Below are 22,535 nucleotides of genomic sequence, written 5' to 3'. Positions count from 1 at the left end.
ATGAAACCGATTACATGATGCGGAATCGGGCAAGGGGAACTTCGGAGGGGAAGTTCCGGGAGGATGTATGAAGACGATCAAGGGCCCCGGCCTTTTCCTGGCCCAATTCGTGGGCTCGCAGGCACCGTTCGACAGCTTTGGCGCGATCACGGCATGGGCTGCCGATTGCGGCTATCTGGGCGTGCAGGTGCCGTCGGGGGCGGAGGCGCTGATCGACCTGGATCTGGCCGCGACCTCGACCACGTATTGCGACGATCTAAAGGGGCAGGCCAACGGGTTGGCCATCACCGAACTGTCGGCCCATATCCAGGGTCAGCTGGTCGCCGTCCATCCGGCCTTTGACGAGGCGTTCGACGGGTTCGCCCCGGCCACGCTGCGGGGCAATCCGACGGCCCGTCAGGCATGGGCGGTGGATCAGATGCGCAAGACCATCGATGCGTCGGCCAACCTTGGCCTTGACCGGATGGCGGCGTTCTCGGGGGCGCTGGCCTGGCCGTACTTCTATCCTTGGCCGCAGCGCCCCGCGGGCCTGGTCGAGGCGGCATTCGACGAACTGGCCGCGCGCTGGCGTCCGATCCTGGACCATGCCGACAGCCGCGGTGTCGACATCTGCTTCGAGATCCATCCCGGAGAGGACCTGCACGACGGCGTCACCTTCGAGATGTTCCTGGACCGTCTGGACCAGCATCCGCGGGCCAAGATGCTGTATGATCCGTCGCACTACCTGCTGCAGCAGCTTGATTACATTGAGAACCTGGACATCTATGCCGACCGGATCGGCATGGTCCATGTCAAGGACGCCGAATTCAATCCGACCGGTCGGCAGGGCGTCTATGGCGGCTTTCAGCCTTGGGCGCAGCGCGCCGGCCGCTTCCGCAGCCTGGGCGACGGTCAGGTCGATTTCGGCGCGATCTTTTCCAAGCTGGCGGTGATGGGGTTCGACGGCTGGGCCGTGGTCGAATGGGAATGCGCGATCAAGCACCCCGAGGACGGCGCCCGCGAAGGGGCGGCCTTCGTGCGCGACCACATCATCCGCGTGACCGACCGCGCTTTTGACGATTTCGCAGATGGGGGTGCCGACATGGAAGCCAACCGCCGCATGCTGGGGCTGTCCCGATGAACCGCCCGATCCGTCTGGGCATGGTCGGGGGCGGCGAGGGGGCGATGATCGGCAACGTCCATCGCATCGCCGCGCGGCTGGACGGCCGGTTCGACATGATCGCCGGCGCCCTGTCCTCGGACGAGACGCGCGCGGCCGAGAGTGCGCGTGCCTTGGGCATCACCCGCAGCTATGGCGATTTTCGCCAGATGGCGCGTGACGAGGCTGCCCGTCCCGACGGGATCGAGGCCGTGTCGGTCTGCACCCCGAACCACCTGCATGAACCCGTGTCACGCGCCTTTCTGGAACAGGGCATCCATGTCATCTGCGACAAGCCGATGACCGCGACGCTGGATCAGGCGCAGGCCTTGGCCGACCTGGCCGGGCGGTCGGATGCGCTGTTCATCCTGACGCACAACTATTCCGCCTACCCCCAGATCCGGCAGGCCCGCGCAATGATCGCGCGCGGCGATCTGGGCACGCTGCGGCTGGTCCAGGTCGAATACGCCCAGGACTGGCTGACCCAGGACACGGACAGCAAGCAGGCCGCATGGCGCGGCGACCCGGAGCGCGCGGGCGCCGGCGGCGCGATCGGCGACATCGGCACGCACGCGTTCCAGTTGGCGCGGTTCGTTACTGGCGAACTGCCCGACCGGCTGGCTGCGGACCTGACCAGCTTCGTCCCCGGCCGCAGGCTGGACGACAACGCGCATATCCTGCTGCGCTATGCGTCGGGGGCCAAGGGGATGCTGTGGGCCTCGCAGGTGGCGCCGGGAACGGAGAACGGCCTGCGGCTGCGGGTCTATGGCGACAAGGGCGGCCTGGAATGGCAGCACGACACGCCCGAGACGCTGAGATACACCCCCTTCGGCAAACCGGCGCAGATCCTGCGCCGCGCCGGGCCGGGCAGCACCCAGGACGGCAGCCGCGTGCCCCCCGGCCATCCGGAAGGATACCTCGAGGGGTTCGCGAACCTTTATGCCGAGGCCGCGCAGGCGATCCGCAGCGGCACCATGCCCGACACCCTTCCCGGCGTCCGCGACGGGCTGGAGGGGTTGCAGTTCATCGACGCCTGCATCCGGTCAAACGCGGCGGATGCGGCCTGGGTCCAGGTGACGCCATGACCGATCCCATCCTGGCGCTGAACGGCGTCACCAAGTCCTTTGGTCCCATCGAGATCCTGCACGGCGTCGATTTCGCCCTGCATCCCGGAGAGGTCCACGCCCTGATCGGCGAGAACGGCGCAGGCAAGTCCACGACGATGAAGATCCTGGCCGGATACCTGGACCCCACGGGCGGGCAGGTGACGTGGCAGGGCAAGCCCATCACCTTTGCCGGGTCGGACGAGGCCGAGGATCTGGGCATCATCATGATCCATCAGGAGTTCAACCTGGCCGAACACCTGTCGGTCGATCAGAACGTCTTTCTGGGCCGCGAACTGCGGCGCGGGCTGCTGCTGGATCACAAGGCGATGCGGGCGCAGACGGCCGATCTGCTGGGCCAGCTGCAGTGCCGGGTCGATCCGGGCACGCCGGTCAACCGCATCTCGGTCCCCGACAAGCAGATGGTCGAGATCGCCAAGGCCCTGTCGCGCAAGGCGCGCGTCTTGATCATGGACGAACCGACCGCCGTGCTGACCGAACGCGAGACCGAGGTGCTGTTCGCCCAGATCGACCGCCTGCGGGCGGAAGGGGTGGCGATCCTGTACACTTCGCACAAGCTTGGCGAGGTCAAGCGCATTGCCGACCGCGTGACCGTCCTGCGCGACGGCACGATGGTGCGGTCGGACCTGACCGCCGACGTCACCGAAGACGACATGGCCACCGCCATGGTCGGGCGCGAGCTGTCGGACCTGTTCCCGCCCAAGGCCGCCCACGGGGCCGAGCCGATCCTGGAGGCGCAGGGCGTCAGCGTCCCCGGTGTGGTCCATGACGCGTCCCTGGTGCTGCACCGGGGCGAGGTGCTGGGCATCGGCGGCCTGGTCGGATCGGGGCGCACCGAACTGGCCGAGGCCATCGCGGGCCTGCGCCCGCGCAGCGGCACCGTGCGCCTGAAGGGGCAGGACCTGCCCGCCAACCACGTCGCGCAGGCGATGCGGGCCGGGCTGGTCTATCTGACCGAGGACCGCAAGGGCGCGGGTCTGTTGCTGGACAAGACGCTTCGCGAGAACCTGACCCTGGGCCAGCTGGACCGGTTCGGCAGCCCCCTGATCGACCGCAAGCGCGAGGAGGCCGCGCTGGACACGGCCATCGGCGACTTCGCGATCCGCGCGCCCGAACGCGACATGGCGGTGGGCGATCTGTCAGGCGGCAACCAGCAGAAGCTGCTGTTGGCCAAGACCCTGCTGTCGGACCCCCAGGTGGTCATCATCGACGAACCCACCCGCGGCATCGACATCGGCACCAAGCAGCAGATCTATACCCTGATCGCACGGTTGGCCGCCGAAGGCCGCAGCATCATCGTCATCTCCTCGGAAATGCCCGAACTGATCGGTCTGGCCAGCCGCGTGGTCGTCATGCACGCTGGCCGCATCGTGGGCGAACTGGCCGACGCGGCCGTGACCGAGGGCAATATCGTGCGTCTGGCCATGGGGATGGACCATTCCCAGGGCGGACATGAAAAGGACAGCGCCGCATGAGCATGGCAACCACCGCCCCGACCCGGCGTCCCAGGGTCAATCTGGCCGTCGTCGCGCCCATCGTGGCGCTGATCGTGCTGGTCCTGATCGGCATGGCGTTGAACCCGAACTTCCTCAGCTTTGCCAACATCACGAACGTGCTGGCGCGGTCGGCCTTCATCGGCATCATCGCCATCGGCATGACCTTCGTCATCACCGCGGGCGGGCTGGACCTGTCCGTCGGGTCGATGGCGGCCTTCGTCGCCGGGCTGATGATCCTGGTGATGAACATGCTGACCGAAAGCATGGGCGGCGGGCTGCCCGTCATCCTGATCGGCATCGCGCTGGCGCTGTTCACGGGACTGGCTGCGGGCTTCATCAACGGCATCCTGATCACCCGCGCCGGCATCGAGGCGTTCATCCTGACCTTGGGCACGATGGGCATCTATCGCAGCCTGGTGACCTGGCTGGCCGACGGCGGCACGCTGTCCTTGGGCTATGAGATGCGCGAGCTGTACCGCCCCGTCTATTACGACGGCATCCTGGGGATCAGCTGGCCCATCATCGTCTTTGCGGTGCTGGCGATCCTGGGAGAGATCACCATGCGCCACACCGCCTTTGGCCGCCACTGCGCCGCCATCGGCTCGAACGAGAAGGTCGCGCGCTATTCCTCGGTCGCGGTGCTGCGGGTGCGGTTGATGACCTATGTCCTGCTGGGCACGCTGGTCGGCATCGCGGTCGTGATGTACGTGCCGCGCCTTGGATCGGCATCCGCCACCACGGGCCTGTTGTGGGAGCTGGAGGCGATCGCCGCGGTGATCATCGGCGGCACCCTGCTGAAGGGCGGCTTCGGCCGGGTCTGGGGCACGGTCGTGGGGGTCCTGATCCTGTCGCTGATCGGCAACCTGCTGAACCTGACCGACTTCGTCAGCCCCTATCTGAACGGTGCCATCCAGGGCGTCGTCATCATCCTTGCCGTCGTGCTGCAGCGAAACACCGGCGCCGCACGCTGATTTTCACCTGTGGGAGGAGTAACCACCATGAGAAAGACCCTGATTGCCACAACCGCCCTGATGGGCCTGACCGCTGTCCCGGCGCTGTCGGAAACCATCGGCATCTCGATCCCGGCGGCGACGCATGGCTGGGCGGGGGCGCTGAACTTTCACGCCGAACGCACCGTCGCGCGGCTGTCCGAGGCGAACCCCGATCTGGAATTCGTGCTGACCACGACCTCCGATCCCGGGCAGCAGGTGTCGGACCTTGAGGACATGGTGGCCACCCGCGGCATCGACGCGCTGGTCGTCCTGCCCTTCGAATCCGAGCCCCTGACCGGCCCGATCCAGCGCATCGCCGACAGCGGCGTCTGGGTCACCGTCGTCGACCGCGGCCTGGCCCAGGAGGGCATCGAGAACCTGTATGTCGCGGGTGACAACGACAGCTTCGGCCGCACCGCAGGCCAGTATTTCGCCGATACCCTGGACGAGGGCGCCAAGGTCGTCGTGATGCGCGGCATCGCCTCCACCGTCGACAACGAGCGCGTGGCGGGTTTCGAGGCTGCGCTGGAAGGGTCGGGCATCGAGGTGCTGGCCATGGATCACGGCAATTGGAACCGCGACACGGCCTTCAACCTGATGCAGGACTGGCTGTCGCGCTTCCCCGAGATCGATGCGGTCTGGGCGGCGGATGACGACATGGCCGTGGGCGCGCTGGCCGCCATCGACCAGGCCGGCCGCACCGAGGAGATGTTTGTCGTCGGCGGCGCCGGGATGAAGGAGATGGTCCAGCGCATCCAGGACGGCGATCCGACGGTTCCGGTGAACGTGACCTATCCGCCGGCGATGATCTCGACCGCGATCGAGATGACCGCTTTGGGCCTGACCTCCGGCGCGCCCATGTCGGGCGAATTCATCATCGCCTCCGAGCTGATCACCCCGGAGAACGCCGAGAGCTTCTATTTCGAAGATAGCCCGTACTGAAGACGACGCGGCGCGGGATGTGACCCGCGCCGCATTTCGACCCCGGAGGAGGGGGTCGTTCCGCCCCGAAATGTAAACGGTTTCATATTTCGCCCGAGGGCGTGACCGGGGCCTGCATCAAAGGGAGGATAACCATGACCGATCTGTCGGACCGCGCGACCATGACCCGGCGCGGACTGTTTCACGGCGCCAGCGGCCTTGCGGCGCTTGGAGCGGGGCTGGGGGCGGTGCCCCTGATGGCCCAGGATGCGCAGCCTGCGGGGCTGCAGGGCAACATCAACCATTCCGTGGCGCGCTGGACCTTTGGCGACCTGCCGCTGGCCGACCTGTGCCAGCTGGCCCGCCAGACCGGCCTGGGCGCGATCGACCTGTGCGGTCCGGACGACTGGCCGGTGCTGGCCGAACACGGGCTGGCCAGTTCGATGTGCAACGGCGCCGAGATCAGCCTGGAGGATGGCTGGGCGGACCCCGCCAACCACGACGAACTGACCGAACGCTATCTGCGTCACATCCCGCTGGTCGCGGAGGCGGGGCATGTGAACCTGATCTGCTTCAGCGGCAACCGCCGGGGCATGTCCGACGAAGACGGCCTGCGCCATTGCGCCGAGGGCCTGTCGCGCATCCTGCCTGCCGCCCGCGATGCCGGCGTCGTGCTGCAGATGGAGCTGCTGAACAGCCGCGTCAATCATCCCGATTACATGTGCGACCGCAGCGCATGGGGCGTGGCGCTGTGCGAACGGCTGCAAAGCCCGCAGTTCAAGCTGCTCTATGACATCTACCACATGCAGATCATGGAGGGCGACGTGATCCGCACCATCATGCGCGACCATCGCTGGTTCGGGCATTACCACACCGCCGGCAATCCCGGTCGCAACGACCCCGACGACAGTCAGGAACTGAACTATCCCGCGATCTGCAGGGCGATCCGGGACACGGGCTATCAGGGTTGGGTGGCGCAGGAATTCATCCCGCGCGACCCCGCCCCGCAGGCCGCCGCCGCATCGCTGCGCGACGCGGTGCTGACCTGCGACGTCTGAACGCCTCAAGCAATTTCTAGAAAGGAACGCCAGATGGCAGACAACATGCATTACGACGCGATCGTCGTCGGATCGGGCATCAGCGGCGGGTGGGCCGCCAAGGAGCTGACGGAGAAGGGCCTGAAGGTCCTGATGCTGGAGCGTGGCCGCAACATCGAGCATCTGACCGACTATGTGAACGCCGACAAGGAGGCCTGGGACTATCCCCACCGCGGCACCGCGACCATGGAGATGAAGGACAACTATCCCGTCCTGTCGCGCGACTATCCCCTGAACGAGCAGACCTTCGGCATGTGGGCCAACGAGCAGGAAAACCCCTATGTCGAGGCCAAGCGCTTTGACTGGTTCCGGGGCTATCACGTCGGCGGGCGCAGCCTGATGTGGGGTCGCCAGTCCTATCGCTTCTCGGACACCGACTTCACCGCCAACGAACGCGAGGGGATCGCGACCGACTGGCCGATCCGCTATGCCGATATCGCGCCTTGGTACGACCATGCCGAACGCTTTGCCGGCATCTCGGGGACGAACGAGGGGCTGGACATCCTGCCCGACGGGCAGTTCCTGCCGCCCATCCCGCTGAACATCGTCGAAAAGGACGTGGCGGCACGCCTGCGCAACGCCTTTGGCGGCAAGCGGTACCTGATCAACAGCCGCGTGGCCAACATCACCGAGGCGCTGCCCGACCAGAACCGCGTCGCCTGTCAGTATCGCAACAAGTGCTGGCTGGGCTGCCCCTATGGCGCCTATTTCAGCACCCAGTCCGCGACGCTGCCCGCCGCGATGGCCACGGGCAACCTGACGCTGCGGCCGTTCTCGATCGTCAAGGAGGTCCTGTACGACAAGGACCGCAAGCGCGCGACCGGGGTCGAGATCATCGATGCCGAGACGAACATGACCTATGAATACACCGCCGACGTGGTGTTCCTGAACGCCTCCAGCTTCAATTCGACCTGGGTGCTGATGAACTCGGCCACCGATGTCTGGGAAGGCGGCCTGGGGTCGTCGTCGGGCGAGCTGGGCCACAACGTCATGGACCACCATTTCCGCGTCGGCGCCGAGGGCCGGGTCGAGGGGTTCGATGACAAGTACTACTTCGGGCGCCGTCCGGCGGGCTTCTACATCCCGCGTTTCCGCAACATCGACGGCGAGGAGCGGCCCTATACCCGCGGCTTCGGCTATCAGGGTTCGGCCAGCCGCCAGGGATGGCAGCGCGACATCGCCGAATTGAACATCGGTGCGGACCTGAAGCAGGCGCTGTCGACGCCGGGCAACTGGACCATCGGCATGACCGGCTTTGGCGAGATGCTGCCCTATCACGACAACGCCATCTCGCTTGACCGGGGCACGACGGACAAGTGGGGCCTGCCGGTCCTGTCCGTCAGCGTCGACCTGCGCGAGAACGAGATGCGCATGCGCGAGGACATGAAGCAGGACGCCGTCGACATCCTGGAGGCCGCCGGCGTCAAGGACGTCAAGCCGGTCGACCGCGACTATGCCCCCGGCATGGGCATCCACGAAATGGGCACGGCACGCATGGGCCGCGATCCGAAGACCTCGGTCCTGAACGGCAACAACCAGGTCTGGGATGCGCCGAACGTCTATGTGACGGACGGGGCCTGCATGACCTCGGCCAGCTGCGTGAACCCGTCGCTGACCTACATGGCGCTGACCGCGCGTGCGGCGGATCACGCCGTCAAAGCCCTCAAGAACGGAGATCTGTGATGAACCGTCGCGACCTTCTGACGATGATCGCTGCCGTCACCGGGACGGCCATGCTGGGTGCGGGCCGGGTGATGGCCTATGTCCCGACCGAGACCGGAGAGAACCTCTTCACCCCCGAGGATGCGGCCTTCCTGGACGAGGTGGCCGAGACGATCATTCCCGCCACCGACACGCCGGGCGCCAAGGATGCGGGCGTGGGCGCCTTCATGACCCAGTTCGTCAGCGACTGCTATGACGCCGAGGAGCAGGCGGCGTTCCGCGACAGCATCGACACGCTGAAATCTGAGGCCCAGGCACAGTTCGGCAAGCCGTTCGAGGACCTGACCGCCGAGGAGCGCCAGCAGATGCTGCAGGAGGCCATGGTCGCCGCCAGCGCCCAGGCCGCCGTCGTGGCCCAGGCCAAGGAGGAGATGCGCATCCAGGCCCGCGACCAGCAGCAGTCGGCCGATACCGCCGCCACCGCGCAGGCCCAGACCGAGGCGGACCTGCCGGCGCTGCACTGGTTCACGCCGATCCAGCAGCTGACGCTGTTCGGGTTCTTCACCTCCGAAGTCGGTGCGACGCAGGTGCTGCGTTATGAGCCGGTGCCGGGCGAGTACATCGGCGATCTGGAATACGACGGCGGCCCGGCCTGGGCCACCTGATCCCGCCAACGGCCCCGGCATGTCCGGGGCCGCATTCTTTCGCAAAGGACATTGCCATGAAACTGATGACATCGATGGCCGCGCTGCTGGCGTTGGCCGCCCCCGCCCTGGCCCAGGACGCCCCCGAGCCGACGCGCGAGGAACGCCAGGCCCAGTCCCGCGTGACCGAGATCGCGGGCCCCGAGCCGCGGCTGGTCCAGACCCCCGAGGGCGAGCCGCCGTCGGACGCGGTCGTGCTGTTCGACGGGACGAACCTGGACGGGTGGGAATCCGTGAACGGCGGCGCGGCCGAGTGGGTCGTCGAGGACGGCGCGATGCGCGTCGCGCGCGGATCGGGTGACATCCGCACCACGGAAAGCTTCTGCGACGTGCAGCTGCACGTCGAATGGCGCTCTCCGCCGAACAACGAGGGGCATGACAGCCAGGACCGCGGCAATAGCGGCATCTTCCTGCAGAGCCGCTACGAGGTGCAGGTCCTGGACAGCTTCGAGAACCCGACCTATGCGAACGGGCAGGCGGGGTCGATCTACAAGCAGCACCTGCCGCTGGTGAACGCCTCGCGCGCACCCGAAGAATGGCAGACCTACGACATCATCTTCCAGGCGCCGATCTTTTCGGACGAAGGTGCGCTGCGCCGTCCGGCCCATGTCACCGTCCTGCACAACGGCGTCGTGGTGCAGAACCACGCCCAGATCCAGGGCGTGACCGAATGGATCGGCTATCCGGCCTACGAGGCGCATGACTGCGCGCCGATCCAGCTGCAGGACCATGACGCGGATGTCAGCTTCCGCAACATCTGGGTCCGCCCGATGTGATCCCGCCGGGTCCGCCCCCCCCCGCGGCGGGCCCCGCATCGCCACCCGGCATCGCGACACGGAAAAAGGGGCCGCGACGATGTCGCGGCCCCAGTCAACCTGTCCGGCAGGGAGGGTTCAGCGCGTGGCGCTGTCCGGCAGGTTTTCCGTCAGGAAGGTGGCGCCGGTCATCACGACCTCGGCGGCATCCAGGGGCTGGTCATGCTCGATGATGTACCACTGCGCGCCGGCCTCCTCGGCGGCGGGCAGGATCGCGGCCCAGTCCAGCGTGCCTTCGCCAAGCGCCTTGAATCCCCGCTCGTCCTCGGCCTCGCCCTCGGGGGCGTTGTCCTTCGCGTGGATCGCAAAGACGCGGTCGTCGAAACGGCCCAGATACTCGACCGGGTCCAATCCGCCGCGCGCTACCCATGCCAGGTCCAGCTCGGCCATGACGTCCTCGCCCGCGGCCTCCATCATGATCTCCAGCGCGGTGCGGCCGTCGAACTCGACCATCTCGAAATCGTGGTTGTGATAGGCCAGCGTCATGTCCGCCGCCTGCAGCGTCTCGCTGAGCGCGGCCAGCTCCTCGCCCAGGGCGGTCCAGCCGGCGGCATCCGCAGGACGGTCCTCCTCGGCCAGATAGGGGACGGTGATGACGTCGTTGCCGATCGCCTTGTTGAAATCGATCACCGCCTGCGCGTCGGCGCGCAGATCGGCCAGCTGGGCATGGGTCGAGATCGCCTCGATCCCGTATTCCTGCAGCTTGGCCGACAGGTCCTCGGCGGTGCTGTCCTGCATGCCGACGGTCTCCACCGCGGTCACACCCGCCGCCTGGACGGCGGCCAGCTGTTCATCCATCGTGCCGTGGTCGCGCAGCGTATACATCTGGACCGCGATGGGCAGGTCGGACGTGGCCGCATCCTGGGCCATCGCCATCGGTGCCACCAACGTGGCCAGTCCACCGATCAGGGCGGTTCTCGCAAATGTCATGATCTTCTCCTCTGGTCCCCGCTCCTCCGGGGGTTGTCCACAGATGTAATGGATTTCATTCCGTCTGAAAAGGATTACATTCACACAGGCCCGGCTTTTTGCTGCCCGGATCGGCACCCTACCGCCGCAATGCTTGCGCTGAGCGCCGTTTCGCCCTAGGCCCCGCTGCGCCAACCAGAGGACATCATGGCCCAAAACGACCTGGAAGCCCGACATCTCGATACGCTGGACCGCGACCTGGGGCGGTTCTCGGCGCTGGAAAACGCTACCGCCTATGTCGCGCGCCCGCTGGTCGCGCCGGGCGTCGCGCTGGCCTTCGTGCTGCTGGCCGGGCTGGGGGCGATGGTCGCCTTCGGACAGACCGACAACACGCTGATCGTCGTGGTCGCGGCGATCTTCGGCGCCTACATGGCGTTGAACATCGGCGCCAACGACGTGGCCAACAACATGGGCCCGGCGGTCGGCGCGAATGCGCTGACCATGGGGGGCGCCATCGCCATCGCCGCCGTGTTCGAGACCGCGGGCGCCCTGATCGCGGGCGGCGACGTGGTCAGCACCATCTCTCGCGGGATCATCGATCCGCAGACGATCGGGACCGACGGCATCTTCGTCTGGGCGATGATGGCGGCGCTGCTGTCATCGGCGCTGTGGGTGAACCTGGCGACCTGGATCGGCGCGCCGGTCTCCACCACCCATTCCATCGTCGGCGGCGTGATGGGCGCGGGCATCGCCGCGGCCGGGTTCGGCGCGGTCAACTGGCCCACGATGGCGACCATCGCGGCCAGCTGGGTGATCTCTCCGGTGCTGGGCGGGCTGATCGCCGCGGCCTTCCTGTGGTTCATCAAGGCGCGCATCATCTATCGCGACGACAAGATCGCGGCCGCGCGCGTCTGGGTGCCGGTCCTGATCGGCATCATGGCGGGTGCGTTCGCGGCCTATCTGGCGCTGAAGGGTCTTAGCCGCATCATCGACGTGACCTTCTCCGGGGCGCTGATGATCGGCGCGGTGCTGGGCCTGGTCTGCTGGATCGTCATGATCCCGGTGATCCGCCGCCAGTCGCGCGGGCTGGAGAACCGCAACAAATCGCTCAAGGTGCTGTTCGGCATCCCGCTGGTCGTGTCGGCCGCGCTGCTGTCCTTTGCGCATGGTGCCAATGACGTGGCCAATGCCGTCGGGCCGCTGGCCGCCATCGTGCAGGCCCTGGGGTCGGGCGGCACGGCCGAGGCCGTGGCCATCCCGCTTTGGGTGATGCTGATCGGGGCGTTCGGCCTGTCCTTCGGTCTGTTCCTGTTCGGACCCAAGCTGATCCGCATGGTCGGCAGCCAGATCACCAAGCTGAACCCGATGCGTGCCTATTGCGTGTCGCTGTCGGCGGCGCTGACGGTGATCCTGGCCAGCTGGCTGGGTCTGCCGGTCAGTTCGACCCATATCGCCGTCGGTGCGATCTTCGGGGTGGGCTTCTTTCGCGAATGGGACGCGGCCCGCCGCGCCCGCGCCGTGCAGGGTCAGGCCCCCGAACGCCCCCGCACCGCCCCCGAGGAGCGTCGCCGCCGCAAGCTGGTGCGCCGGTCGCATGTGCTGACCATCGGCGCGGCCTGGGTGGTCACGGTTCCGGCGGCGGCGGCCCTGTCGGGGGCGCTGTTCTGGGCGCTGCGGGCGATCGGCGGCTAGGCGCCGCAGGCCGCCAGCCAGCGGCGGATCGCGTCCAGGGCAGGGGCCTCGTCCAGCCAGGGGATATGGGCGCGGCCGGGCACCTCGGCCAGGATCAGGTCCGGGCGCATGTCCTTCATGCGCGCGGCCACCGCAGGCGACAGAAGGTCCGAATTCGCCCCCCGGATCAGTGCGACCGGCAAGCCGGCCGTCGCCTGCCACAACGGCCACAGATCGACCGGATCGCCTTGGAACGCGGCCAGGAACGCCTCTCGCAGGGCGGGGTCATAGGTGATGCGCAACCCGTCCGGCGTTTCGTGGTAATGGCGGCTCACGTCCTCCAGCCAGCGTCCCGGCGGGACGTCGGCAAAGCCCGGCATCAGCCCGGGCAGGCGCGCCGCCAGGTCTGTGTGGCTGGCAGCCACGGGATTGCGTCCGACATAGTCGAAGATCCGCTCCAGCCCGGCACGCGCGATCTCGGGGCCGACATCGTTCAGGCACAGGCCCGACAGGCGGTCATGTGCGGTCGCGGCCAGCACCATGCCGACCAGCCCGCCGCGTGACGTGCCCAGCACCGCTACCCGGTCGATCCCCAAATGATCCAGCAGGTCGATCGCATCGCGCGCCTCGCGCGGGACGGTATAGGTTTCGGCCCCGGTCCATTCGGACGCGCCGCGGCCGCGGTAATCCATGCGGATCAGGCGCACCCCGGTCAGGTGCGGCGCGACATAGTCGAAATCGGACATGCTGCGGGTCAGGCCCGCCAGGCACAGGACGGGCAGGCCGGTCCCCTGGTCGGAAAAGGCGATGCGCGCCCCGTCACCCGCCGTGAAAACCGCCATGCCGCCGCCCCCCTGTCGTGATCGCCGCTACAGGTTCTCGCTCTGCGGCATGCCCAGCACATGATAGCCGCCATCGACCATCACGATCTCTCCGGTGGTGCAGGCGCCCCAGTCGGACAGCAGCCAGACGGCGGTGCCGCCGATGGATTCCAGCGTGGCATTGGCGCGCAAGGGCGCATTGGCCTCGGTGTGGCGGAAGGTCTTGCGCGCGCCGCCGATGGCCGCGCCTGCCAGGGTCTTCATCGGGCCGGGGCTGATCGCGTTCACGCGGATGCCGTCCGGGCCAAGGTCGTTGGCCAGATACCGCACGCTGCTTTCCAGCGCCGCTTTGGCGACGCCCATGACGTTGTAGAACGGCGTCACACGGTTCGACCCGCCATAGGTCAGGGTGATGATCGACCCGCCGCCCGATCCGTCCTTGGCCGCCATTAGCGGGTGGGCGCGGCGCGCGACCTCGATCAGCGAGTAGCAGCTGATCTCCAGGCTGTGCTTGAAGTTGGCGCGGCTGGTGTTCATGAACCGGCCGGTCAGCTCGTCCTTGTTGGAGAAGGCGACGGCGTGGATCACAAAGTCGATCGAACCCCACCGGTCGGCCAGCGTGGCGAAGGCCGCGTCCAGCGACGCGTCGTTCGTCACGTCCACATCGACCAGCAGGTCCGACCCGACGGAGGCCGCCAGCGGTTCGACCCGCTTGCCGAACGCCTCGCCCTGATAGCTGAACGCCAGCTCTGCCCCCTGGTCGGCCAGCGCGCGCGCGATGCCCCAGGCAATGGACCGCTCGTTGGCGACCCCCATCACAAGCCCGCGCTTGCCCTTCAGAAGATCGCCCATGCGTTGGTCCTTTGCCTCAGTCCTGATAGCGCGACATCAGCAGGGTGGCATTCGTGCCGCCAAAGCCGAAGCTGTTCGACAGGACCGAATCCAACCCGGCGTTGTCCACGCGGCTGGTCGCAATCTCGCCCGATTGAATCTCGGGGTCCAGCGTCGTGACGTTCGCCGAGGCCGCGATGAAGTCATTCTGCAACATCAGCAGGCTGTAGATCGCCTCGTGGACGCCGGTCGCACCCAGGGAATGCCCGGTCAGCGACTTGGTCGAGCTGACGGGCGGGGTCGATCCCTCGCCGAAGATGCGGCGGATGGCCTTGATCTCGCCCAGATCGCCCACGGGCGTCGAGGTGCCGTGCGCATTGATGTAGCTGACCTTGCGGTCCTCGGGCAGGGTGGACATGGCCACGCGCATCGCACGCTCGCCGCCCTCGCCGGAGGGGGCGACCATGTCGTAGCCGTCGCTGGTCGCGCCGTAACCCGTGACCTCGGCATAGATCTTGGCGCCGCGCGCCAGGGCGTGGGACAGTTCCTCCAGCACGACGACGCCGCCGCCGCCCGCGATCACGAACCCGTCGCGGGTCGCGTCATAGGGGCGCGACGCGGTCTCGGGCGTGTCGTTGTATTTCGACGACATCGCGCCCATCGCGTCGAACAGGCACGACAGCGTCCAGTCCAGCTCCTCGCCGCCGCCGGCGAAGACGATGTCCTGCTTGCCCATCTGGATCTGCTCGACCCCGTTGCCGATGCAATGCGCCGACGTCGCGCAGGCCGAGGTGATGGAGTAGTTCACGCCCTTGATCTTGAAGGGCGTGGCAAGGCAGGCCGAATTGGTGGAGGACATGCAGCGCGTGACCATGAAGGGGCCCATGCGCTTGGGGCTGCCCTTCTCGATCACCGTCTGATGCGCCAGAAAGAAGTTCGACGTGGACGGCCCGCCCGATCCCATGATCAGGCCGGTGCGCTCGTTCGACACGTCGCCTTCCTCCAGGCCGCTGTCCTTGATGGCCTGTTCCATGGCCAGGAAGTTGTAGGCGGCACCCGGACCCATGAAGCGCAGGTTGCGCTTGTCGATATGGTCCTCCAGCACGATCTGCGGCATGCCGTGGACCTGGCTGCGAAAGCCGTGCTCGGCATATTCGGGGGCGAAAACGATGCCCGACTTGCCCGCGCGCAGGCTGTCAGTGACCTCGTCGGCATTGTTGCCGATGGGGGATACGATACCAAGCCCGGTGATGACGACACGACGCATGGGGGCCTCCTTGAATGGGTGGGGTCAGCTGGCCGACAGGGCCACTTTCATGTCCTTGACCTGATAGATCAGCTCTCCGTCCGCCTCGACCCGGCCATCGGCCACGCCCATGGTCAGGCGACGGGTCTGGACGGCCTTGGTGAAATCGACGGTATAGCGCAGCATCTTGCGGTCGGGCCGCACCATGCCGGTCAGCTTGACCTCTCCGACGCCCAGGGCGTAACCGCGCCCCTGCCAGCCGCGCCAGCCCAGGTTGAAGCCGGTCAGCTGCCACAGCCCGTCCAGGCCCAGGCAGCCGGGCATGATCGGGTTGCCGGGAAAGTGGCAGCCGAAGAACCACAGGTCGGGCGTGATGTCGAATTCGGCGACGATATGGCCCTTGCCATGCGCGCCGCCGTCCTCGGACACATCGGTGATGCGGTCCATCATCAGCATGGGCGGTTCGGGCAGCTGGGCATTTCCGGGGCCGAACAGTTCTCCGCGCGCGCAGGCAAGCAGGTCGTCGCGGTCGAAGCTGGTCTGGGTCAATGCCATCCGGGTCATGCCTTCATCTGTGCAGCCCCTGCGGGCCGGTCGGTTTTTCAGGTTGCCGCAGGGTCTATCATCCGGGGCAAGACCCGCGCAAGGGCAAGCCGCGGCCGTCTAGAACCACTGTCCCGGCTCCATCAGGCCCAGGTCCATCAGCTGCTGGCTGGTCCAGTCGAAGCGGTGCGAATTGCGCCAGGTCATGTCGCGGACCTGTTCGCGCGATCCGGGGTTGCGTACCAGCGCCTTGGCGACCCGAAAGGATGCCACAGCGGCCGTCAGGTTGTGGTGCCAGGGACAGGAATAGGTGTTGTACTCCTCGATCGAGAAGCGGTGGTCGGCGGTCACCGTCAGGCCGGGGGCGGCACGGAACAGCGCGATGCGGTCGATGCGGCGACGGTCTGCCGGCAGGAACTCCTCATAGCGCCAGCGCAGGCCGCCATGAAAGTCCAGCTGGCGTTCGCGGATCTGGCCGTCCGCGCCGCGACGGCCCAGGGCATAGTATCCCGTCCGGTCGAACAGCGCCCCGTCGAGATCGACCGCGTCGGGGCAGGCCCGCAGATCGCCCGCATAAAGATCGATCACATAGGACAGCATCGCGGCGCGCCGTTCCTCGGTGTGAAAGGCCAGCATCTCTCCAACGCTTCGGGTCTCGCAAAAGGGATAGAACAGGAACTCGGCGTTGAAGCCGTAGTAAAGCCAGGTGCCGGTCGGCACGGCGCGGATCACCGCGTTCACCGCCTGGACATGGGCCGCGGGCCTGCGCGGGTCGTAGCGCAGCTGCGTGACCTGCGCGGCCATCGCGTCGGGCAGATCCTGCGGCTGGTCCGACATCAGCAGGATGTGGCGAAAGCCCCGGTCCAGATGATGGCGCAGCGTCGCCGCGACGGCGGTGTCGTCCTCGACCAGGATCACGGCAAGCGGTCCGCGGGCCAGGACGGCGGGCCGCCCGGCCAGGAACGGCGCCATGTCCCGGATCGGCAGGACCGTCATCAGCGCATGACCGCCTTGACCTGCTCCAGCGCGGCGGCCAGCAGGGCGGGGTCGCCCTGTGCCTGCGACACCAGCTGCTTGAGCGTCTGCTTCTGCGTGTCGGGGATGGCCGCGCTGTCGATGATGCTGTCGACCTGGGCGCGGTCGAAGCCCTCGGGGGTCAGCAGCGCCTCGATCCGGGCGGCGACGGTGGCGGCATCGGCCGTCTCGGCGGCGGCCTCCGCCGCGTCCTGCGCGGCGCTGGCGGCCTCCTGCGCGGCGGCGTCGGCGGTCAGGCCGGTGACGCCCGCGGTGGCGCCCGCGGCGGCAGCCGCGGCCCGGTCGGCGGCGTCCAGCGCGGCCTCGGCCGCGGCTTCGGCGGCGTCCGCCGCGTCGCTGGCCGGCGCGGCGCCGGTGTCGTTCGATGCGGCGACGGCCTCGGCCGCGGCATCGGCGGCGATGGCGGCGGCGTCGGCGGCCGCATCGGCTGCGGCATTGGCCGCATCCTGGCTGTCCGTCGCCTCTGTCGCGGGGGCCTCGTCTGCGGTTTCCGCGGCTGTCTGTGCGGCGTCGGCGGCATCGTCGGCCAGGCGCGCGGCGTCGCCCGCGACGGTGTCGGGGGCCGCGGTCGGGGCCTCGGAGGCCTGGGCCATCTCAACGGGTTCGTCGGTGCGGTCTTGCATCAGGTATGACGCGCCCCCCGCGGCCAGAACCAGAATCACGACGATGGGCAACAGTTTCGGCATCATGGACCCCTGATGTTCACGGCATTTGCACACTCTATGACACAGCCCCCCGCGCCGGAAAAGCGCCGCACCCCCCGATTGCCCCCGGATCGGGTCGCCGCAGGGCCGAATTGCGCCCCGTCCTGATCAATTCCGGTTGAATAATGGCGCGGTCGCCCTTATTTTCCTGTCACTTCGCATTGGCCATAAAAGGAGCAACGCCATAGCCCGCCGCCCGCATAACGCACCGCCCCAACGTGACACCGGTCCCCGCACCAACGAACGCATCCGCGTGTCCGAAATCCGCCTGATCGGTCCCGAAGGGGAAAACATCGGCGTCGTGCCGCCGTCGGTCGGCATGCAGATGGCACAGGATGCCGGGCTGGATCTGGTCGAGATTTCGCCGAACGCGGCCCCCCGGTCTGCAAGGTCATGGACCTCGGCAAGTACAAGTACGAGATGCAGAAACGCGAGGCCGAGGCCCGCAAGAAGCAGAAGGTCATCGAGGTCAAGGAGATCAAGTTCCGTCCTGGAACCGATACCCACGACTATGATGTCAAGATGCGCAGCGTGCTGAAGTTCCTGGAAGGCGGCGACAAGGTCAAGGTGACCCTGCGCTTCCGCGGCCGCGAGATGGCCCACCAGGATCTTGGCTTGGAACTGCTGCACCGCGTCCGCGATGACGTCGGGGAGGCCGGCAAGGTCGAGACCATGCCCAAGCTGGAAGGTCGCCAGATGGTGATGATGATCGCTCCGCGCTGATCCATCCCGACTGCGACATGCTGAAAGGCCGTGCGGCATTGCCGCGCGGTCTTTTGCGTTGCATGGATAGGGGCATGACCCACCAGCCTGTCCTGCGCGTGATGCGCCTTCCCGATGCCGACTCCGCCCTTCCGCTGCCGTCCTATCAGACGGCGGGGGCGGCGGGAGCCGACCTGTGCGCCAACCTGGCCCCCGCGGACCGGCTGCAGGGGGTGACCCTGCAGCCGATGGGCCGCGCGCTCATCCCCACCGGGCTGGCCCTGGCCATCCCGCAGGGGTGGGAGGTCCAGGTCCGCCCCCGGTCCGGGCTGGCGCTGAAGCACGGCCTGACCCTGCCCAACAGCCCCGGCACCATCGACTGCGACTATCGCGGCCCCCTGGGGGTGATCGTGCTGAACCTGGGCGATGCGCCGTTCACCATCCGCCACGGCGACCGGATCGCCCAGATGGTCGTGGCCCCCGCGCCGCAGGCCCGGTTCGAACTGGTCGATTCGCTGGACGACACCGCGCGCGGGCAGGGCGGGTTCGGTTCCACCGGGGGGACGGGGCTGTGACCGGCGTCTTCCTGATCGTGATGCTGCTGATTTTGGGCCGGGTGCTGCATCTGCCACGCCAGGTGGTGCTGCTGATGGTGGGGATCCTGTGGGTCGGCATGCTGTCGCTGCAGGTGATCGCGCCGGGCAGCGGTGCTGCCGCCGCCCTTGGTGGCAGCGCGGCGGGCTGGCTGGTTCTGGGCGCGGTGGTGATGCTGGTCATCGGCTATCGCCGGCTGCTGGCGCGACTGCGCGTTCAGGCCACGCCCGCGCCCGCCCCCGTAACCCGCGATGCCGGACTGTCGGACGCAGAGCTGGACCGCTATGCCCGCCATCTGGTCCTGCACCAGATCGGCGGTGCGGGTCAGATGCGGCTCAAGGGCGCGCGGGTGCTGGTCGTCGGGGCAGGGGGGCTGGGCTCGCCCGTCTGCCTGTACCTGGCTGCAGCCGGGGTGGGGCGGATCACGCTGGCCGATGACGACACGGTCAGCCTGTCCAACCTGCAGCGCCAGGTGATCTTTCGCGACGATCTGCGCGGCGAACCCAAGGCCTATGCCGCGGCCGAGGCGATGCTGCGGCTGAACCCGCATCTGGACGTGACGCCCCTGATCCGCCGCATCACCGAAGGCGACCGCGACCTGATCGCGGGACATGATCTGGTCATCGACGGCACCGATAGTTTCGCGGGCCGCGCCGCGATCAACCGGGCCTGCGTGGCGGCGGGGGTGCCCCTGCTGTCGGGCGCCATCGGCCAATGGGAGGGCCAGGTGACCTTGTTCGATCCGGCCCGCGGCGGGCCCTGCATGGCCTGCCTGTTCCCCATGGCCCCCGAACGCGACGCCCCCTGCGCCGAGGCGGGGGTGGTCGGCGCGCTGCCCGGCGTGATCGGCAGCCTGATGGCGCTGGAGGCGATCAAGCACCTAACCGGCGCGGGACAGGGCCTGCGCGGCAGGATGATGCTGTTCGACGGGCTCTATGGCGAAACCCGGACGATCGCCTGCGCGCAGGACCCGGCCTGTCCGGTCTGCGGGGCGCAATCGGCGCTGGAACCCGGCGCGGCGCAACCCTAGGCTACCTGTCGACGACAGGAGGTCTTGATGAACCCGCAACTGACCCGCTGGACCGGCCCCGAAGGCCTGCCGCGTTTCGACCTGATCCACGATACGGATTTCGCCCCCGCCTTTGACCAGGCGCTGGCCGCGGCCGAAGCCGCGAACGAGGCGATCGCCGCCAACCCCGACGCGCCCGACTTTGCCAACACCATCGCGGCGATGGAGACCGCGGATGAGGATCTGAACCGCGTCCTTTCGGTGTTCTACACCTTGGCCGGGGTCGATTCGAACGACGTGCGCCAGGCGCTGCAGCGTGATTTCGCCCCCAGGCTTGCCGAATACGGCAGCCGGATCAGCATGGATCCGCGTCTGTACGCCCGCGTGCGCGCCGTGGCGGCCGCCGCCGCCAGCCTGTCACCCGAGGATCGGCGCATCACCGAACTGGCGCTGCGCGACCTGACGCGGGCCGGGGCGGGCCTGGACGAGGCGGGCCGCGCCCGCATGGCCCAGATCCGCGCCCGGCTGGCCGTGCTGACCACCGAGTTCACCCAGAACGTGCTGACGGACGAACGCGAGTTTGTGCTGTCCGTGGCCGACGATGCCCTGGCGGGTCTGCCAGACTGGCTGGTCCGTGCCATGCGGGCGGCGGCGCGCGAACGCGGCATGACGGGGCAGGTGGTGACGCTGAACCGTTCGTTGATCGTGCCCTTCCTGGAACATGCGCAGGACCGCGCGTTGCGCGAGACGGCGTTCCGGGCCTGGACCGCACGGGGGTCGGGTTCGGGGGCAGGCGGCGCGGCGACCGACAACCTGCCGCTGGTCTCCGAGATCCTGGCCCTGCGCCATGAGCGCGCGCAGCTGTTGGGCTATGCCGATTTCGCCAGCTACAAGCTGGAAACGCAGATGGCGGCGACGCCCGAGCGGGTGCGCGATCTGCTGTCCCAGGTCTGGACCGCGGCGCGCGCCCGTGCGCTGTCCGATCAGCAGGTGCTGGCCCAAATGCTGCACGAGGACGGCGTCAATGGTCCTCTGGAGGCCTGGGACTGGCGCCTCTATGCCGAACGGCATCGCGCCCGCGCGCATGATTTCGACGCCGATGACGTGGCCCCCTATCTGACGCTGGACGCGATGCTGGGCGCGGTCTTCGACGTCGCGCATCGCCTGTTCGGCCTTGAGTTCCAGCCGCTGGAGGCGCCGCTCTGGACGCCCGACGTGCGCGCCTGGCGGATCACCCGCGACGGTCAGCTGATGGCCGTCTTTGTGGGCGACTATTTCGCGCGGCCGTCCAAGCGGTCGGGGGCGTGGTGTTCGGCCCTGCAGATGCAGCACAAGATCGGTAACGGTCAGAGGCCGATCGTGGTCAACGTCTGCAACTTCACCCCGCCGGACCAGCCGGGTGGACCGGCCTTCCTGTCCTGGGACGATGCGCGCACGCTGTTCCACGAATTCGGCCACGCGACGCATCACATCCTGTCGGATGTGACCTGGCCCTCGATCTCGGGGACCTCGGTTGCTCAGGATTTCGTGGAACTGCCCAGCCAGCTTTATGAACACTGGCTGGAGCAGCCCGCGGTGCTGGACGCCCATGCGCGCCACCATGAGACGGGCGAGGTCCTGCCCGCCGATCTGCGCGACCGGATGCTGGCGGCGGGCAAGGCCGGGGCAGGGTTCTCGACCGTGGAATATCTGGAGAGCGCATTGGTGGACCTGGCCTTTCACGAAGGTGCGCCGGCATCCGACCCGATGGCACGGCAGGCCGACGTGCTGACGGCGCTGGAGGCGCCGGACGCCATCCCCATGCGCCATGCGACGCCGCATTTCGCGCATGTCTTTGCGGGCGACAGCTATGCGGCGGGCTATTACAGCTACATGTGGTCCGAGGTGATGGATGCCGACGCCTTCGAGGCCTTTGCCGAGACCGGCGACATCTTCGACCCCGCCACCGCGCGGCGGCTGGAGGAGACGATCCTGTCCAAGGGCGGGTCTGCCCCGGCGGATCAGCTGTGGATGGCCTTTCGGGGCCGCATGCCGGGCGTCGATGCCCTGCTGAAAGGGCGCGGGCTGGACTGAGGCCCGCGCGACAGAAAGAAGGAGAAGACCCATGACCCCCCATCCTGCCCGCCGCCCTTCTGGCGGCGCTGGCCCTCGCGGCCTGCAAGACCGAGACCGGCGGCGGCGCCGTGCCGCCCCCCCGCGCAGGGTAGCACGGCGCTGGTCGACGGGACCTATGATCTGCGGGCCGAGGCCTGCGGGGATCCGGCCTCGGAGACGCGGCTGACGCTGGCGGGGGAAAGCTGGCGGTTCTATGAGGCACGCTGCACGCGCGGCGCGGTGGGGACGGACGGGGCGGTGACGCTGAGCTGTTCCAGCGAGGGCATGACGGACACGCGTGCCGTCAGCGCCACGATGGAGGGAGCGGCGCTGCGCCTGACGGATGCGGGCGGCACGCGCCTTTACCAGCGCTGCGACGGTTGAGGGTGTGACGGGACGGGGCGGGGGTGCCGACCGATGGTCGGCG

General features: G+C 68.0%; 22 protein-coding genes and 1 pseudogene. 16 read left to right on the top strand and 7 right to left on the bottom strand.

Features of this window, described 5'->3' with window-relative positions:
* The first annotated feature begins 67 nt into the window (after positions 1 to 67).
* The 9 genes from F1642_RS06210 (at position 68) to F1642_RS06170 (ending at position 9,910) form a co-directional block, all read left to right on the top strand.
* A complete protein-coding gene (locus F1642_RS06210) occupies positions 68 to 1,120 on the top strand; it encodes a sugar phosphate isomerase/epimerase (protein ID WP_194885786.1) in 1,053 nt (350 codons plus the stop codon).
* Complete coding sequence (locus F1642_RS06205; protein WP_194885785.1) at positions 1,117 to 2,223, top strand: Gfo/Idh/MocA family protein; 1,107 nt, start codon at positions 1,117 to 1,119, stop codon at positions 2,221 to 2,223. The genes F1642_RS06210 and F1642_RS06205 overlap by 4 nt, the downstream gene beginning before the upstream one ends.
* On the top strand, positions 2,220 to 3,737 hold the full coding sequence (locus tag F1642_RS06200; RefSeq protein WP_194885784.1) for a sugar ABC transporter ATP-binding protein: 1,518 nt from the start codon (positions 2,220 to 2,222) through the stop codon (positions 3,735 to 3,737). Before F1642_RS06205 ends, F1642_RS06200 begins: the two co-directional genes overlap by 4 nt.
* Entirely contained in the window at positions 3,734 to 4,729 is a 996-nt protein-coding gene (locus F1642_RS06195; RefSeq protein ID WP_045983178.1) for an ABC transporter permease, read from the top strand. Before F1642_RS06200 ends, F1642_RS06195 begins: the two co-directional genes overlap by 4 nt.
* Positions 4,730 to 4,756: 27 nt before the next feature.
* Entirely contained in the window at positions 4,757 to 5,692 is a 936-nt protein-coding gene (locus tag F1642_RS06190) for an ABC transporter substrate-binding protein (RefSeq protein ID WP_194885783.1), read from the top strand.
* A 134-nt stretch (positions 5,693 to 5,826) separates the two neighbouring features.
* Entirely contained in the window at positions 5,827 to 6,729 is a 903-nt protein-coding gene (locus tag F1642_RS06185; protein WP_139598465.1) for a hydroxypyruvate isomerase family protein, read from the top strand.
* A 33-nt stretch (positions 6,730 to 6,762) separates the two neighbouring features.
* Entirely contained in the window at positions 6,763 to 8,451 is a 1,689-nt protein-coding gene (locus F1642_RS06180) for a GMC oxidoreductase (protein WP_045983176.1), read from the top strand.
* The gene (locus F1642_RS06175; RefSeq protein ID WP_045998789.1) at positions 8,451 to 9,095 is read left to right on the top strand and encodes a gluconate 2-dehydrogenase subunit 3 family protein; all 645 of its coding nucleotides are present in this window, start codon (positions 8,451 to 8,453) and stop codon (positions 9,093 to 9,095) included. Before F1642_RS06180 ends, F1642_RS06175 begins: the two co-directional genes overlap by 1 nt.
* Positions 9,096 to 9,151: 56 nt before the next feature.
* Complete coding sequence (locus tag F1642_RS06170; protein WP_139598467.1) at positions 9,152 to 9,910, top strand: DUF1080 domain-containing protein; 759 nt, start codon at positions 9,152 to 9,154, stop codon at positions 9,908 to 9,910.
* A gap of 117 nt (positions 9,911 to 10,027) precedes the next feature.
* Here F1642_RS06170 and F1642_RS06165 read toward each other — a convergent pair whose 3' ends face one another.
* Positions 10,028 to 10,879 (bottom strand): sugar phosphate isomerase/epimerase, encoded by an 852-nt coding sequence (locus F1642_RS06165; protein ID WP_194885782.1) that lies wholly within the window; start codon positions 10,877 to 10,879, stop codon positions 10,028 to 10,030.
* Positions 10,880 to 11,065: 186 nt separating this feature from the next.
* Between F1642_RS06165 and F1642_RS06160 the strand changes: the two genes are divergently transcribed.
* Positions 11,066 to 12,550 carry an inorganic phosphate transporter gene (locus tag F1642_RS06160; protein WP_045998792.1) on the top strand — a complete coding sequence of 495 codons (1,485 nt, stop codon included), beginning with the start codon at positions 11,066 to 11,068 and terminating at the stop codon, positions 12,548 to 12,550.
* Here F1642_RS06160 and F1642_RS06155 read toward each other — a convergent pair.
* From F1642_RS06155 to F1642_RS06130, 6 genes are all read right to left on the bottom strand, one after another.
* On the bottom strand, positions 12,547 to 13,371 hold the full coding sequence (locus tag F1642_RS06155) for an alpha/beta fold hydrolase (RefSeq protein ID WP_194885781.1): 825 nt from the start codon (positions 13,369 to 13,371) through the stop codon (positions 12,547 to 12,549). The two genes, F1642_RS06160 and F1642_RS06155, sit on opposite strands and share 4 nt — an antisense overlap.
* Before the next feature lie 27 nt (positions 13,372 to 13,398).
* On the bottom strand, positions 13,399 to 14,202 hold the full coding sequence (locus tag F1642_RS06150; RefSeq protein ID WP_045983170.1) for an enoyl-ACP reductase: 804 nt from the start codon (positions 14,200 to 14,202) through the stop codon (positions 13,399 to 13,401).
* 16 nt (positions 14,203 to 14,218) lie between these two features.
* Positions 14,219 to 15,448, bottom strand: a complete 1,230-nt coding sequence (gene fabB, locus F1642_RS06145) for a beta-ketoacyl-ACP synthase I (RefSeq protein ID WP_045998794.1) — start codon at positions 15,446 to 15,448, stop codon at positions 14,219 to 14,221.
* A 24-nt stretch (positions 15,449 to 15,472) separates the two neighbouring features.
* Positions 15,473 to 15,982 (bottom strand): bifunctional 3-hydroxydecanoyl-ACP dehydratase/trans-2-decenoyl-ACP isomerase, encoded by a 510-nt coding sequence (gene fabA / locus F1642_RS06140; RefSeq protein ID WP_045983185.1) that lies wholly within the window; start codon positions 15,980 to 15,982, stop codon positions 15,473 to 15,475.
* 108 nt (positions 15,983 to 16,090) lie between these two features.
* Complete coding sequence (locus F1642_RS06135; RefSeq protein WP_369799394.1) at positions 16,091 to 16,957, bottom strand: glycosyltransferase family 2 protein; 867 nt, start codon at positions 16,955 to 16,957, stop codon at positions 16,091 to 16,093.
* A gap of 8 nt (positions 16,958 to 16,965) precedes the next feature.
* Positions 16,966 to 17,691 carry a hypothetical protein gene (locus F1642_RS06130; protein WP_194885780.1) on the bottom strand — a complete coding sequence of 242 codons (726 nt, stop codon included), beginning with the start codon at positions 17,689 to 17,691 and terminating at the stop codon, positions 16,966 to 16,968.
* A 271-nt stretch (positions 17,692 to 17,962) separates the two neighbouring features.
* Here F1642_RS06130 and F1642_RS16405 point away from each other — a divergent pair.
* The 6 genes and pseudogenes from F1642_RS16405 to F1642_RS15545 all read left to right on the top strand — a co-directional run.
* A pseudogene (locus tag F1642_RS16405) lies at positions 17,963 to 18,093 on the top strand (translation initiation factor IF-3); the annotation flags it as partial.
* A 9-nt stretch (positions 18,094 to 18,102) separates the two neighbouring features.
* A complete protein-coding gene (infC, locus tag F1642_RS15550; RefSeq protein ID WP_255522195.1) occupies positions 18,103 to 18,432 on the top strand; it encodes a translation initiation factor IF-3 in 330 nt (109 codons plus the stop codon).
* A 74-nt stretch (positions 18,433 to 18,506) separates the two neighbouring features.
* Positions 18,507 to 18,986: a dUTP diphosphatase gene (gene dut, locus F1642_RS06120; protein ID WP_194885779.1), complete on the top strand. Its 480-nt coding sequence runs from the start codon at positions 18,507 to 18,509 to the stop codon at positions 18,984 to 18,986.
* Positions 18,987 to 19,006: 20 nt separating this feature from the next.
* Positions 19,007 to 20,035, top strand: coding sequence for a HesA/MoeB/ThiF family protein (locus tag F1642_RS06115; RefSeq protein ID WP_194885855.1), 1,029 nt, complete (start codon positions 19,007 to 19,009; stop codon positions 20,033 to 20,035).
* 27 nt (positions 20,036 to 20,062) lie between these two features.
* Positions 20,063 to 22,087 (top strand): M3 family metallopeptidase, encoded by a 2,025-nt coding sequence (locus F1642_RS06110; RefSeq protein WP_194885778.1) that lies wholly within the window; start codon positions 20,063 to 20,065, stop codon positions 22,085 to 22,087.
* Between the two features lie 279 nt (positions 22,088 to 22,366).
* Positions 22,367 to 22,492: a hypothetical protein gene (locus F1642_RS15545; protein WP_255522194.1), complete on the top strand. Its 126-nt coding sequence runs from the start codon at positions 22,367 to 22,369 to the stop codon at positions 22,490 to 22,492.
* The last annotated feature ends 43 nt before the right edge of the window (positions 22,493 to 22,535 follow it).

Source organism: Paracoccus sp. NBH48, from assembly GCF_015390265.1.
Classification (GTDB): Bacteria; Pseudomonadota; Alphaproteobacteria; order Rhodobacterales; family Rhodobacteraceae; genus Paracoccus; species Paracoccus marcusii.
The sequence above is the reverse complement of the archived record's forward strand: the minus strand, read 5'-3'. Positions and strand labels throughout refer to the sequence as shown.